The following is a 14,080-nucleotide window of genomic DNA, read 5'->3' as shown; positions in this document are numbered from 1 at the left end:
TTTCGTTCGTTATTGGTCGTTAGTGTCCAACCACATCTTTTGCGTGGTTTTGGAAGAATTTGGTTAAAATTTCTAAGTTTAATTCTGTAATGTCTGTTCGGTCACCCATGCTTTTAGCGACAGGGCCCCAAGCGTTCACGGTAAAGTGATTAGCGGGTATGATGGAATGACAAGCAGCACAATAAACATTGTCTAGCTCTTCAGCATAGCGCCACAAAGGTTCAATGTTTCCTAGGACGGCGGCGTCTGTTTTAGCGATAAGTTCAGCTGTTCGCCAAGCATTACCATATTCATCCTCTGCAAATTTCCCAACGTTGAGCGCTGCCTGACCTTCATCTGTTAACGTGGCAATAATGGCTCGCTGTCCTTTGCCCATATAAAGTACTTGTTCTGCGCCTTTCATCTGATAACCAGATATTTGTACTGTTCTGAAATCAGTATCGTGAGAAATTACCTTTAACTCTACGGTAGGATTTACACGACCGAAGTCGCCAATGGAAATAGTATCAATTGGATAGACTATCTCAGCGTCTGGCTTCGTTTCTTCAGTGAGTGCTAATAAGTTGTCATATGCTTCACTACTCATCTCGATTTCTGGTGGGAAGTGCGCAACACCTTTGTGGCAATCAATACAGGTTTGATTATTTTCGATGCCATATTCATGCATTTTGGTAGCATTTTCAGACTGTTCATAAGTATCCATAGCATCGAAGCTATGACAGGAACGGCAGGTTACTGAATCGTTGGCTCGCATTTGAGCCCACACGGTTTCGGCCATAGCCAAGCGATGCTCTTCGTACTTATCTTCAGTATCTATTTTCCCAGTTATAAACTCATGATAGATATCTTTAGATGCTCGAATCTTAGTAATAACATAGTCGATAGGATCAGAAGGTATATGGCAATCTGCACATTCTGCTCGGATCCCTTTCGCATTACTAAAGTGTTTAGAGCCTTGATACTCTTCATATGGGATTTGCATCGTATGGCAAGAAAGACAAAACTCAGTACTTGAGGTCATGTGCATCACAGCCGCTGACCCTCCTAAGGTTACCCACCCAATGACGATGCCAATAATGGTTAGTAAACCGATAGTGTATTTGTTTAATTTCATAGATAGTCGCGACGTTGATTAAAAAATAAGCGTATACCTATAAATGGGTATAGGTATCTAACTGAATCACACTTTTCAAAATGAATATTTAATATGGTCTTTTTGGTGGCTCAACTACTTTCATTTCAGAACCAACAGGCCCAATGATCGATGTGACGGTAGGGTTGGCTTTGGAAAACGCAATAAAGGTTGCGAAAGAAGCCAATTGTGAAGTGCTGCTGATATGCCCCAATATGCAAACTCGTCAGAAATTAGAAAAATTTCATGTCTTAGATTTGATCGCGGAGGGCAATTGTTATTTATATAGAGAGCAAGCACTACAAGCTGCGCTCACTCATGTGGAAATAGATAAACCGACGTTAGCTAAGCTTTAAATGATTCGGATTAAGCATTTATAGAAGTGGCTAATAGGGATGGAAAACGCAGTGAATGAAATCCAGAACTTGTTTGCATGTTCTGCAACATGACTGTTTTCGAGAATCTATTGGTTGAGATAGAAGTGTGATTAAGAAATGAAAAATGTGCCAATGAGTTGATTGGTACTACTTAAAATATTACCTTCACATTTTGTTTCACAGTATGAAAAATCAATATTGAAATCATCCACATTGCTATTCATTCGGATGTGTCGCAATAAAATATCACTATTTAATTGATGTATTGAAGACTCCCAAAAAACGTCACCTTTAAATATATTAAAGTTTATCCGCATTTAATTCCCTCTGGTTTGGTTTTATTATTTTCATTTCGGTATTGTTGGAACCAAAATCGTTTACGACCTATAGAACGAGCCATAGTTACCCCTTGTTTTTTTGTTTTTATTTATGAGAGTGTAACGAAGTGAATAAGAAACGTAATGACAGATGAAAAGCAAATGTTTTGAATGTTTATATTTTCGATGACACAGTATAAATTAATTTGTATTGATTGTTTTAAGTGCCGTAAAAGGTTATTAAACTATTTACGGCAACTTATAATTTTCGCTAACTTTTAAAAGTTATAGCGCTGTAACGTTCGCAGCTTGAAGACCTTTTTGGCCTTGTTCAACTTCGAAAGATACTTTTTGACCTTCAGCCAATGTTTTGAAACCGTCAGAAACGATAGCGTTAAAATGAACGAATACATCCGCTCCGCCATTGTCTTGAGTAAGAAAGCCAAAACCTTTAGATTCGTTAAACCATTTTACTAGACCAGTTGTTTTAGTAGACATATTTTGTCCCTTATTTTATTTAAATTCATATAGTTATCGCGATATTGCGATGGCGCTGAAAGCTTGAATTATTGAATGTGACGATGAAGCTAAGGGAAAAACTGAGGATAACAACAATAACGAAGAAATTCTGAGGCTTTACTTTTACTTTATGTTTCACTAATAACCCTGAACAACAGAGCGTGGTAGATAATACCTTGTTACTGGGCATTGTCAATTTATATTTTTAAATAGCTTAAATTATAAATTGATAATTAATATTTTCAGAGAGATTTACTATAGAGACAAAGGGCTGCCATAGAGTGTGAACTATTTTTTGAAATATTATTGTGATTTTATAGCTATAAAAAGGCTGTGTTTTTCTAGCCTCTGTTTTTTGTTTTTTTCTTAATCATTATAAAACTAAGTCTGATAAACCTTAGGATATTTTTTATTTTTGATGAAGCAACGACATTAGGGGTTGTATTATCTAGATATTGAACAGCTTCTGTCCGTCCAAACATTACCGCCCAGTCTCGTACATTCATATTGGCTTGGTTTTTATGGGTCGTTATTGCCCCAAATTGCAATAAAAGCTCTATGATGTCCACATTGCCTTTAAAAGCGGAGGCCATTAGTACAGTATTCCCCATTAAATCTGTGGAGTTAACGTCAGCCCCACTTCTAAGCAGCGCTTCACAAAAATCTCTATGCCCATTATAAACCGCGAGCATCAACGGAGAATAACCTCTATGGTTTTTAGCATCTAAATTGAGGTTAGAGTTCAAAGATAGTGTATCAGCAAGCCCTCTAAAATCACCAAGCCGAGCAAAATCATAGATATCCGGTTCATTCCGATACGTTTTTTTATAGTTCTTCCATTTACTCATAAAGTATCTCTGACAACGTTAATGGTTCTACTCAGTGGTGGTTATATGCAGGCCAATATATGCACCTGCATAAACTACCTTATTTTATCGTTGTATATCTTCCAATGCTATTCCTAATGCTTTTGCAACCCCCTCACCGTAGGCAGGGTCGGCCTTGTAGCAGTTAGAAATATGACGATGTTGGATTTCAATAGATGCACCACCAACACTGCGCGCCGTGTTTTCAAACAGAACGTTCTGTTGCTCTGGTGTCATCAAATTGAACAGATCTCTCGGCTGAGTAAAGTAATCACTGTCATTTTCACGGAAATCCCAGCTATAAGCATCGCCACTGAGTTGCATAGAAGGCTCTTTAGTTTCTGGCTGTTCTTGCCATAGACCTAGACTATTTGGCTCATATGCTTTAGTGCTTCCATAGTTACCGTCTACGCGCATAGCGCCATCTCGGTGGTAAGAATTAACAGGACAGCGAGCCTGGTTTACTGGGATGTGTGAATGATTCACACCCAAACGATAACGTTGTGTATCGCCATATGAGAATAATCGCCCTTGCAACATCTTATCGGGAGAGAATCCAATTCCAGGTACTAGGCTAGCCGGGTTGAATGCCGCTTGCTCTACCTCAGCAAAATAGTTATCTGGATTTCGATTCAGCTCCATAACACCAACATCAATCAGTGGGTAATCTTCGTGTGGCCAAACTTTACTTAGATCAAACGGATGGAACCGATAATCCGCCGCGTCTTTTTCAGGCATGATTTGAACTTTTAAATCCCAGCGAGGAAAATCACCATTTTCAATGGATTCGTACAGATCTTGCTGGTGGCTTTCACGATTCTTACCAACCAGTTCTTCTGCTTCTTGATCGGTAAGGTTCTCTATACCTTGTTGAGTTTCTAAATGGAACTTAACCCAAAATCGTTCGTTATCAGCGTTGATAAAGCTAAACGTGTGGCTACCAAACCCATGCATATGGCGATAAGTACGGGGAATACCACGTTCACTCATCAAAATCGTTATTTGGTGTAGCGCTTCAGGCAGCAATGTCCAGAAATCCCAGTTCGCATTTGCGCAACGCATGTTTGTGCGAGGGTCTCGTTTAACCGCATGATTAAGATCTGGAAATTTCAATGGATCGCGAAGGAAGAAGACGGGCGTATTGTTGCCGACAAGATCCCAGTTACCTTCCTCGGTGTAAAATTTGATAGCAAACCCACGAATATCACGTTCAGCATCTGCAGCACCACGCTCACCGGCAACGGTAGAAAACCGAACAAAAAGGTCGGTTTTCTTGCCTATTTCAGAGAATATGTTGGCTTTCGTATACTTAGATATATCGTGCGTAACGGTGAAAGTACCATAAGCACCAGAACCTTTGGCATGCATACGTCTTTCTGGGATAACTTCTCTATCGAAGTGGGCGAGTTTTTCAAGAAACCATGCGTCCTGTAAAAGCATTGGCCCACGAGGACCTGCAGTTTGTACATTTTGATTGTCTGCAACAGGGCAGCCATTGGACGTGGTTAGTTTTGTTTGTTTTTTCATTGTTATTTCCATATTGTCAAGAGGGTTATTTGACTGTCACTACTTTAGGTTAGCAGAGTCAGGAGATCCTTTGGTTTAGATTAAGTTTATATTTCTAAGTATGATAACTGTTTTTTTTAATGCCAATATCGAATAGATCAAATTTATACGTTAATTATCAATAACTTAAACGAATGTCTTGATTCGTTATATTTGTATGACAAATATCACTGGCAATAGTTAAATTCGTTTTTTCCTCAGATATACCCATCTTGTAATCGTCATACAACGTGGCTTTATTTAGTGTTAGCTTTTTTACAGCCAATCTTTCAGGTTGAGGGATAGCTTCAATAATGGGATATTCAAATAGTTTTTTATCAACCTTGTCGATATCTCGTCAAACCGATACCCACATAATAACTAGGCTTATTTGGTCGGTATAATCGTTTGGCTCTATTAAATTAATAGCCAAAATTTATCAACTTAATTGTTAGGAAAGCGCAGTTAATTATGTGAAGTGGATTAGATGTAGTTGATGCTTCAGATGGTCAAGGTGACCACCACAAGTCAGAGCGTTCTAAAGGCGTTAATTCTGGCAGTAACGGGTTACCTACCACAATAATACGTCTATTTTTTATATCTGCTCGCTCGATATGATGAGTGAAATATTTATCAAATATGACCTTCAGTGTTCCATTCGCTACCATTAATTCAAGTCCATCTTCAAATCGTTGAGCAAGGCGAGGGTATTTCGGTGATACGAATAGATACGTAGGTGACGGAATATATAGAACGAGTTCAGGTTCTATAACAACATTGTTTAGTTTTGATTTACGACTATCCAATTCGTTATAAATTTCATTGATGCCGCGAGGGATATAATGAAACCGTTGGCTATTTAGCATAGCGAATAGACCTTCATAGCTTTTTGACGGGACAATATCAAAGCCACGTAAAGACAGTATCTTGGTTATTGACCAGTTGTGGCGCAATCCGACCTGTAATGACATTAAATCTGACACGTCGTTAACGTTTTTTAGAAGCGGTAAGTACCGTTTATGGGTAAGCAAAAGCCGATAACTTAATAGCCCCCGGCGAAGGGGATTCGAATTGGAATAGTTTTACTTTCCCAATCTTTATTTGTTAGTGCGATAAATACATTCAGCAACTCCCCGTTTTGCAATTGTCTCATTGCTTGTAGTGAGTTCATTAGAGGCGCACTCGTTGAAATTAAATAGGGTCCATATGTGTCTTTTGTATGCTCTAAAGCTGACTGTATAACTTCAATTTTATAAGCCATACGGGCATCATTTTGGGATTGACCTGCTTCAAATTTTACGATGTCGACAGCCCACAATAATGAGCTGAAAAAGATAGAGATTATTCCAGTAAGAAGGCATGTCGCTTGAACAAAGCTAGTTATAGTATTCATCCTTACGTTAGTATTCCTACCTATTATTGGTCTTTTTAATTGTAGAACAAAATAGTGCTATTTGTTTTCAATACGCTGCCCATTGTGCCGTATTGGCATCATGTTTTTTTATTCATAAAAGAAAGATATCACAGCCTGAGCGTTCACGCTGCCTGGTGTTATTGTTGGTTCGGTTTGCACATATTTGGCCAAAAATGGAATAGTATAATTCATTGCCTCTGCGCTTTCAGAGCCAGCAATATACCATTTGTTGACGCCATATATGACGGGGTTTTCATTGTTGTTGGCAAGCACCTGAATACCTACTCCTGCTGCCGTTGAACTATCGTTCAGCGTTAGGGCGTTGCTTACATTGGCAGGTGAATTTGCATCTGTCATGTAAGCAGAAAGGGAGACTTTAGCACCACAATTCATCTTTATAAAAAATTCGCTTATAGCTATGGTTGAACCTATGCCACTAAAGTCACTAAGGGCAGCGGTTGGAAGTGCAACAACTTGATGAACACTATTACTATTAAGTGTACAAGTAGGACGAGTAATAGGAACATCAGCAAAGCCTACTTGCGCTTGTACATTTACCCCATAAGAGCTGTTTGTTCTAAAAACATCATATTGCAGATTGTGGTCAATGTGAGAGGTGCCCAAAAAGTATGAACTACCAGACACGGACACGTTGTCTACCTTTTTTACGTGAAACAACGGCCCTGATACAACACCGGACGTACTACTATTTAAAGTGGCAAATTTTACGGAATTCGTATGTGGCCCTGATGTACCTACTGAATATGGTGTCACTAGTTGTATGCCATCCAAATTTGACGCATATGTATTGCTTGATAGGTAAGATTTTTGCCCCCATGTAGCAAATAAGATAATTGTGTGGGCATCTGAGAACGTACAATCATAATTAAAAGAAACATTAATTGTCCCTAAGGTTTCACCAGTTTTGTCACTTCCAATAGGGATCGGTTCACCTACATATTGAGAGCTATAGTTTGTAATTGTGCACTGGTTTGCATGAGATTCGTCTGAGTGTAAAAAAATTAATAAGAATAATGTAAAACTTGCTAAGTATTTCATGCACTTCTCTTTCCGATTTATAGTTATTTAGGTCGGTAATTTACAAATGAGTGGTAACAGAAGCCTCAAGTAAAAGATTGCTCGTACTCAAATTTAATGTCTGGAAGCCGATCCTAATGCGATTGTTTATCTTGCTAGCGAAAATACGATATTTCTTACAGTTATGGCTCTAACGTAATAGTGTTAGCAGATTGCATGGTATTAAGATTTAGCATGCTAATGTGAGTGCTCTCTTTTAAGGCGATAATACGGGCTATTTATACTGTCTTCGGAGAAGTGAGTGTTGAAGATTTCATATTCGGTTGCGTTAATAGTGGCCTTCTTTATATTTTCTGAACCTGTACTAGCAAAAAACACTCAGGTTACCTTTGAGAAAATTTTGACCGTTTGGAATGCAGATGGGGGCCGTGAAGTCGATACCAAAGGTTGCAATGTGCACTCGTTTCAGAAGCAAGGTTTAACCCACCTGATCGTAAATAAAGAATGCAACTTACTGCATTTTTCGATGTTTGCCTTTTATAACGAATGTAAACAAAATCCTGGTCGACAAATTCGCATCGAAGGAGAGGGTGTATTCATTGATTTTGAAGCGAACAAAGTCAACTGCATCAAAGTAAATAATGAAGTATTTGAGAACAACACTCAGCAAACGGTTTCAAATGATGATACCAAAAGTAAAATGTCACAAAATAAATACGTGATACAGTTTTACTCTGGCAAATCATCACCCTCTGTCGATGATGTTCGATGTAAAACAGACAAGGTATTAATCACAAAGTTAGGTAGTATCTATTATTTGTTATCACCCGACTTTACGAAAGAAGAAGCGTTGGCTGAGTTAGAAAGGCTTAAAGCGAAATGCTCTAGTTCAGGTTGGGTTCGCTTGCACCCCATGCAGTAGCCAATGTTGCTTGTACCGTAAGGCAAAGAATAGAGCGCAATTCGTTATTGATATGAAAATGTGATAATAGATTGTGCGTTGACGGAACCTGCGCTTTTGGTCGCTGACGTTTGTACGTATCGAGTTACAAATGGAATGGTATAATTGGTCGCCGGCGAACTTGCACCGCCGCCGACTTTCCATTGGTTAGTATTGCCTTTTACCGCAGATTCTGGTCCATAGGATACTGCCGTAGAGCTATTATTAGCGAAAATCTTCAACCCGAAACCCGACGCGGTTGAGCTTTGAGAAAGAGTAAGAGTACTGCTGGTATTTGTTGGTAAATTAGCGTCTGTCATAGTGGCGTACAGCGCTATACCTGAAGGGCAATTAACTCTGATATTAAAAGATTGAGAACCGCTCATAGAACCCACACCGTTAAAATCACCTATTTTGCTACTAGGCAAGATAACGGTTTGGTTCTTATCGCCAACATTTACGGTGCATGTAGACGCAGTAACAGTAAGAGTGAAGCCTCGATAATAAAATTTTTGTTTTGTTACAGAAGACAAAGTGGCAGAACTATTGGATAACACGGCGACTCCGGCTTGCTTTCCGGTAAGGGTGTAAACACCTGCTTGTAACTTACCGAGGTTAACGAACCTTATGGTTGTCATTATATTAGTGTAAAACGATGTACCGTCGGTAAACCATGTACGGAAAGGTGTAGTCAATAGAGGGCTTCGATAGTCCTTTCTAGTTAGCACGACATAACCAATGTTGTCGTGTTCAGTTGGATATACAGGATAATCGTCAATTACTCCCACTGCTGGTTGATGACTATATACCCAGGTTGAGTAGCCATTACCAGTGCACGTACCTCGCTGAAAATACTGCGCAACCGTACTAGACCAACTCGTCAGATACGAGATACCTGCCTTACCATGGAGTGGTCCTAATTCTACAGCTGTAGAATAGGGGGACATATCTTCATTTTCACTTATAGCGCATGAATGCGCTTCTAAACTCATTAAAATAGTGATGGAAAGAAACAAGTATGAAGCAAAGCTCATGAGATAACATCCTATGTATTCAGTCTCCGAATTAGTGGTTTACTCATAAAAAAACGAGATGATTGCTTGGGCGTAGACACTTCCAGGACCAATGGTCGATTTAGTCTGCACGTATTTAGCGAGAAATGGAATGGTATAAGTAGTGGCTGCTGCACTAGCAGAACCATCTATATACCACTTGTTGACACCATAGGTGACTGGCGTCGATTTGTTGTCCAAGAATACTTGTATACCCACCCCAGACGCTGTCGAATTACTGTTTAATGTTAAAGCATCACTTACATTAGCGGTAAAGTTAGCATCGGTCATGTTTGCTGACAGGGTCACTTTTGCATCGCAATTAAGTTTAATGGAAAAATGGCTAGGACCAGTGGTTGAGCCTACGCCAGTGAAGTCTCTTGGGGCAACAGTTGGCAGTGTAACTGTTTGAGTGACATCGTTAGTATCGAATCGGCAGGTAGGACGACTTATGGAAATATCCGCAAAGCCCAAATGATCTTCTAGTACGGTCCCATAAGATGCGCCTGGTTTAAAGACGTCATATTGAAGATAGTGAGTGTCATGAGAGGTGCCTAAGTAAACGCTATCGCCAGAATAGGTCACTTTACTCACTTTATTGACATAAAATAGGGGGCCCGAGACAGTGCCAGAGGTATTACCAGAAAGACTAGCAAATATAACAGAGTTGTAATGTGGCCCTGATGTTCCTATCAGATGTGGTGTTACTAGCTGTATACCATCTAAGTTTGATTTGTAAGTTTTGCCGGATATGTAAGATTGTTGTCCCCAAGTACCAAACAATTTAATGGTATGGGCATTTGTAAACGTACACGAATAATTGAAAGAAACATTAATTTGACCTAAAGTTTCTCCTGTCTTTTCGTCCCCTACCGGAATTGAGTCACCCACATATTCGGTATTATAATTTGAAACGCTGCACTGGTTCGCTGTCGCGGTTTCTGGGTATATTAACACCCCAATTAGCAGTGTAAAATTGATCAAATATTTCATTTTTAGGCATCGATATTATCATGATTCATTTAAAATTAGCCTGTCGAAAAAACAAAAAAATGCAATTCAATTAACGTGTTAAAACGAAAATTCAGGCTCGTTAATATTAATCAACAAGTAAAAAATGAGCAGGCAACGTAACTGCTCAAAGCAATATTATTTATTTTATATATCTGAAAACTCAAAACCAATATTACTCATCTACAGTATATTGGAAAGACAGTATAATAAGTTCTACCCTACGATTTTTCGCTCGTCCGGGAGCGTACATATTGGTAGCAATGGGTTGTGATTCACCTTTTGCAATAACACTTAAACGGTTTGTATCAACGCCCTTTTTCTTCAGAATCTCTAAGACTGAAAGTGCACGTTTTTCAGACAGTTTTTTGTTGTAGTGCTTAGTGCCAATAGAGTCAGTGTGACCAACAATTTGGGCGTGGGCGTAGGGGTACTGATTTAGTAATTTTATTAGTTGGTCAAGTTTAGTCGTCGTCTCTGGCGTTTCAATAAATTTATCGCTATTAAATTCAAACGCCACATCAGATTGAATGGTGGTTTCGAATAATTTTGTAACTTTCTTTGGTTCCACTGGGGTCGGGGTAGGGGAGGCTTAACAAAGCTTTTGGCTGTTATTGGGGTAGGCTTTGCGGGTGCTTGTTTTTTACCCTTAAAGTGATAACTAATACCTGCCATCAATGTTCTAGCATCATATTGACCAGACTTTTCATTACCAACTTCATCCATATATTGATAACCAGCATTTAAATATACATTTGGAGTAACACGATAGTTGACACCAACTTCAGCTAATGGAGAAAATCCATTTTCTTTTATTGATTTTTGATATTTCTCATTTGTGTTTATGTTCCAATAGGCGATACCTAATTTACCATATACGCTAATATCGTTAGTGAAATACCAATCATGGCGTATAGCGGTATCAAAGAAGCTGATATCGGTATATTCGTTTTTTGAACTTAAATTACCATGATATTGATAACCTAAATCCCAGCTCCAGTGCTCAGTAAACTGAGTTCCGATATACGCTCCGGATACTGGCTCTTTAGGGGCGTCATTGAGCGAGGACAACTGCACTCCGCCTTCGACACCAACAAATAGGTGAGGGTAAACAATAGGTGCCGTGGTTTTCTTTTGGTTTCTTGCTTGTTGTACGATCTCATCTTGAGCGATGGTATTGGTCGAACACAATAAGCAAAGTGCAGTCATTTTTGTCCGTTTTTTCATGGTTAACATCTTCATCATTGTGGGTTTATTTCAGCTTTGTCATCGTTGTTATGGCCTTACCCTTTACAGTTTGTATTTATGGACTGTAATCGTGTTGATTTAGCCTGGTCAGGCGTAAGTGAATAAACGATATTACATTGCTCAGTGTTCGTTTCGCCCCAAGATATAAGCAACGAACCTTGTGGCTCTGCAACTCGGGCGTATATTTTTCCACCCTGACCGACATGTCCTACGGTATTACCTTGTGCGTCGTAAACTGAAGCGCCAAAAGGCACTGGTTTATCGTTGAGCGCACTATTAAAGAGCAGTGGAATACCCATTTTCGTATTGTATTTAACCAGGACTACAGCATTAGAATAAGGTGCGGTTCGTTGTGATGTGTTTGTAAACTCAACGTTCTGAGATGCGCCTTTAGGGTTGATATAGACCTCATTCATTTGATAAGGGTTTAAATTTGGTGTAAGGGCATAGCCATTGCTGTCAATTTTTATACCTTTATAGCCAGAAACAGAGGCACCTTCAGCACCTTTTGCCTCAATTAAAGCATAAGTATTGCCATTGTATGGCGACGCAGTAATACCTCCGGCATGTGCTACGAGAGAGCCAGATAAACCAACGCTTTGGCTTTTGTAGTGCTTGCCAAAACTAGCATTAGCGCTTAGTGAGCTAATAGGGCTAATATACCCAAGGTTAACGTCGGTGGTGGTGCCCGCTCCTTTATTAGCATGGGTGCTTGAAATGTTGTAATTGAATAAGTTGTCTTTACCAACACTGTCGGAAACACTTAACTGCTGACGTTCGTTACCATCATCGTCGTTGTTTAGGCGTAGACTAACGCGCGGGTTGGCACCGGTGGTCCTATCCGTTCTCCCCAATGGAAAGGAGAGATTGACCGCTAAATTGGTTTGTGTTTTTCCTTTTGCGTCCTCGTTACGACTAACACTCATACCCCACGTATAACCGTTATAATGATTGCTATATCCACCCTGATATTGGTTTAAATAACCGTCTTGATCCCAATAGTTTTCAAAAGAACCACTAAGATAGAATTGTCCCCAATTTTCGGGTAATTGTTGACTTGCAGTTACAATAAATCGGTTTTTTGAGCGATAAATGTTATTCGTGCTTCTTCCTTTTTGGATCGCGTCTCTCGTCGTCATTGCCGTTTGATAGTCCATGTAACCTTCGGTCGAAAAACGATAGGCAGCTAAGGAAAAATCACTCCCAGTAGACGTGATGTTTTTACTATATCTAACTTCGTAACTTTGCCCTTGTTGATCACTACGACCATTTAACATACGAGTAAAGGACTGCGATATATCTGCAGAAAATGAACCGATATAGGTCCCGACAGCAGCTCCAACTTGAGCTGAAAAATAGTCTTGGTTTGCTTGAATACCTGCATATCCAGTTAATGAATTGGACAAGCCTCTTTGGTAGGTGCCTTCAAATAAAGCTGGGTTAGACAGTAAGGTATCATTACGATATTGCCCAATAGCGGCGGAGAAATGCTGAGCCCCTGGTCGTATCAGCTGAACCATTGCTGCATAAGGTACCAAAAAATTTTGCTCTGAACCGTCGGCTTCAGTCACCGTCACAGCAAGGTTGCCACCAAAACCTGTTGGATATAAATCGTTAATTAAGAATTCACCAGGGCTTACGGTAGTTTCATATATAATGTCATTGTCTTGCTTAACGGTGACTCTAGCTGTTGTTCTTGCTACACCGCGAATTTCAGGTGCGTAACCACGCTGAGAAGCAGGAAGCATTTGGTTGTCCGTATTAAATTGAATACCAGTAAAAGGCACAGAATCAAAAAATTGCCCCTGTGTGTTGGTTTGCCCAACTAAGACACGGCCTTGCCAGTCTGGGATTGCTTTTTCCAGATAGGTGTTTTGAATGGTGTAATCACTACCTTCGTTTTCAGACCAGCTCAAAACGCTATTTTGACGGAAATACCATCCGCCTATATTAACGCCAGTATTGAAATAGGCAGCTAACGATTGTCCCGTTTGGTCACTGTTATAACCATTGATATTGTAAGTTAATAAAGCAGCGGGAATACCTTCATCCCATAATTCAGGGCTAACTGAATCGCGCGCGACTCGCTTCATATGAACTTGTGGAATTTGGATGTTAAGGCGTGACTCACTGCTATCAAAAACGATGCTAGAATTCGGTATGAGAGCCTCCAGATCAATACATGAGCCGCCTTTATCAAGGTTTTCTATAAACATTGCTGGGAGTCTAGAAGGCTCAAAGGCAATATGAGCGAGGATAGCTCGGGTTATACAAGGTCTAGTAGAGTTGTCTTGTTCTTCTTTTATGACGAGATTTTTACTAGTGATGTATTTATCGTTTACATATATAAAAGCTTGATAATTTCCTGGGAGTGCATTTGACCCTTTAGAAAAATAATCAAGATTGACGGCACTTTTGTCATCAACCTTTAAAAATGACGAGTTAAACTCATATTCTTCAGATGCTACAGATGAAGAGTAAGAAAGAATAGGCAATAGAAAAAAACTTAATGATGTAAGCGTTATCAATCGATGAGTTTTATTTAAATCACATTGGTTTTTCAAAATATAACCTCACCAGAAAAGAAAGTAAAAAAATATAAAAAGTTAGAATTTAAAATG

At 39.4% G+C, this 14,080-nt stretch carries 13 protein-coding genes and 1 pseudogene; 2 read left to right on the top strand and 12 right to left on the bottom strand.

Features of this window, described 5'->3' with window-relative positions; translation table 11 throughout:
• Positions 1-19: 19 nt before the first annotated feature.
• Entirely contained in the window at positions 20-1,114 is a 1,095-nt protein-coding gene (locus tag PGX00_RS12155; protein ID WP_272136778.1) for a NapC/NirT family cytochrome c, read from the bottom strand.
• 140 nt (positions 1,115-1,254) lie between these two features.
• Here PGX00_RS12155 and PGX00_RS12150 point away from each other — a divergent pair.
• Positions 1,255-1,488: pseudogene (locus tag PGX00_RS12150) on the top strand (STAS domain-containing protein); the annotation flags it as partial.
• A 623-nt stretch (positions 1,489-2,111) separates the two neighbouring features.
• On the opposite strand, the gene cspE reads toward PGX00_RS12150, so the two are convergent.
• The 6 genes from cspE to PGX00_RS12115 all read right to left on the bottom strand — a co-directional run bounded on the left by cspE (position 2,112) and on the right by PGX00_RS12115 (position 7,229).
• The gene (cspE, locus tag PGX00_RS12140; RefSeq protein ID WP_272136773.1) at positions 2,112-2,324 is read right to left on the bottom strand and encodes a transcription antiterminator/RNA stability regulator CspE; all 213 of its coding nucleotides are present in this window, start codon (positions 2,322-2,324) and stop codon (positions 2,112-2,114) included.
• A 362-nt stretch (positions 2,325-2,686) separates the two neighbouring features.
• Positions 2,687-3,193, bottom strand: a complete 507-nt coding sequence (locus tag PGX00_RS12135) for an ankyrin repeat domain-containing protein (RefSeq protein WP_272136770.1) — start codon at positions 3,191-3,193, stop codon at positions 2,687-2,689.
• 84 nt (positions 3,194-3,277) lie between these two features.
• Entirely contained in the window at positions 3,278-4,738 is a 1,461-nt protein-coding gene (locus PGX00_RS12130) for a catalase (RefSeq protein WP_272136768.1), read from the bottom strand.
• A 527-nt stretch (positions 4,739-5,265) separates the two neighbouring features.
• Positions 5,266-5,739, bottom strand: coding sequence for a type 2 periplasmic-binding domain-containing protein (locus PGX00_RS12125; RefSeq protein ID WP_272136766.1), 474 nt, complete (start codon positions 5,737-5,739; stop codon positions 5,266-5,268).
• A 59-nt stretch (positions 5,740-5,798) separates the two neighbouring features.
• Positions 5,799-6,149 (bottom strand): hypothetical protein, encoded by a 351-nt coding sequence (locus PGX00_RS12120; RefSeq protein WP_272136764.1) that lies wholly within the window; start codon positions 6,147-6,149, stop codon positions 5,799-5,801.
• A 108-nt stretch (positions 6,150-6,257) separates the two neighbouring features.
• On the bottom strand, positions 6,258-7,229 hold the full coding sequence (locus tag PGX00_RS12115) for a fimbrial protein (RefSeq protein WP_272136762.1): 972 nt from the start codon (positions 7,227-7,229) through the stop codon (positions 6,258-6,260).
• A gap of 280 nt (positions 7,230-7,509) precedes the next feature.
• Between PGX00_RS12115 and PGX00_RS12110 the strand changes: the two genes are divergently transcribed.
• Positions 7,510-8,130 carry a hypothetical protein gene (locus PGX00_RS12110; protein WP_272136760.1) on the top strand — a complete coding sequence of 207 codons (621 nt, stop codon included), beginning with the start codon at positions 7,510-7,512 and terminating at the stop codon, positions 8,128-8,130.
• A 44-nt stretch (positions 8,131-8,174) separates the two neighbouring features.
• Here PGX00_RS12110 and PGX00_RS12105 read toward each other — a convergent pair whose 3' ends face one another.
• The 5 genes from PGX00_RS12105 to PGX00_RS12090 all read right to left on the bottom strand — a co-directional run bounded on the left by PGX00_RS12105 (position 8,175) and on the right by PGX00_RS12090 (position 14,023).
• A complete protein-coding gene (locus PGX00_RS12105; protein WP_272136758.1) occupies positions 8,175-9,182 on the bottom strand; it encodes a fimbrial protein in 1,008 nt (335 codons plus the stop codon).
• Positions 9,183-9,221: 39 nt separating this feature from the next.
• A complete protein-coding gene (locus PGX00_RS12100) occupies positions 9,222-10,193 on the bottom strand; it encodes a fimbrial protein (protein ID WP_272136755.1) in 972 nt (323 codons plus the stop codon).
• A 193-nt stretch (positions 10,194-10,386) separates the two neighbouring features.
• Positions 10,387-10,731 (bottom strand): OmpA family protein, encoded by a 345-nt coding sequence (locus PGX00_RS22940; protein ID WP_407702356.1) that lies wholly within the window; start codon positions 10,729-10,731, stop codon positions 10,387-10,389.
• Positions 10,662-11,438 (bottom strand): outer membrane beta-barrel protein, encoded by a 777-nt coding sequence (locus PGX00_RS12095; protein WP_272136753.1) that lies wholly within the window; start codon positions 11,436-11,438, stop codon positions 10,662-10,664. Before PGX00_RS12095 ends, PGX00_RS22940 begins: the two co-directional genes overlap by 70 nt.
• A 56-nt stretch (positions 11,439-11,494) precedes the next feature.
• Complete coding sequence (locus PGX00_RS12090) at positions 11,495-14,023, bottom strand: fimbria/pilus outer membrane usher protein (protein ID WP_272136750.1); 2,529 nt, start codon at positions 14,021-14,023, stop codon at positions 11,495-11,497.
• Between the last annotated feature and the right edge of the window lie 57 nt (positions 14,024-14,080).

Source organism: Vibrio algarum (genome assembly GCF_028204155.1).
GTDB lineage: Bacteria > Pseudomonadota > Gammaproteobacteria > Enterobacterales > Vibrionaceae > Vibrio > Vibrio algarum.
The sequence above is the reverse complement of the archived record's forward strand: the minus strand, read 5'-3'. Positions and strand labels throughout refer to the sequence as shown.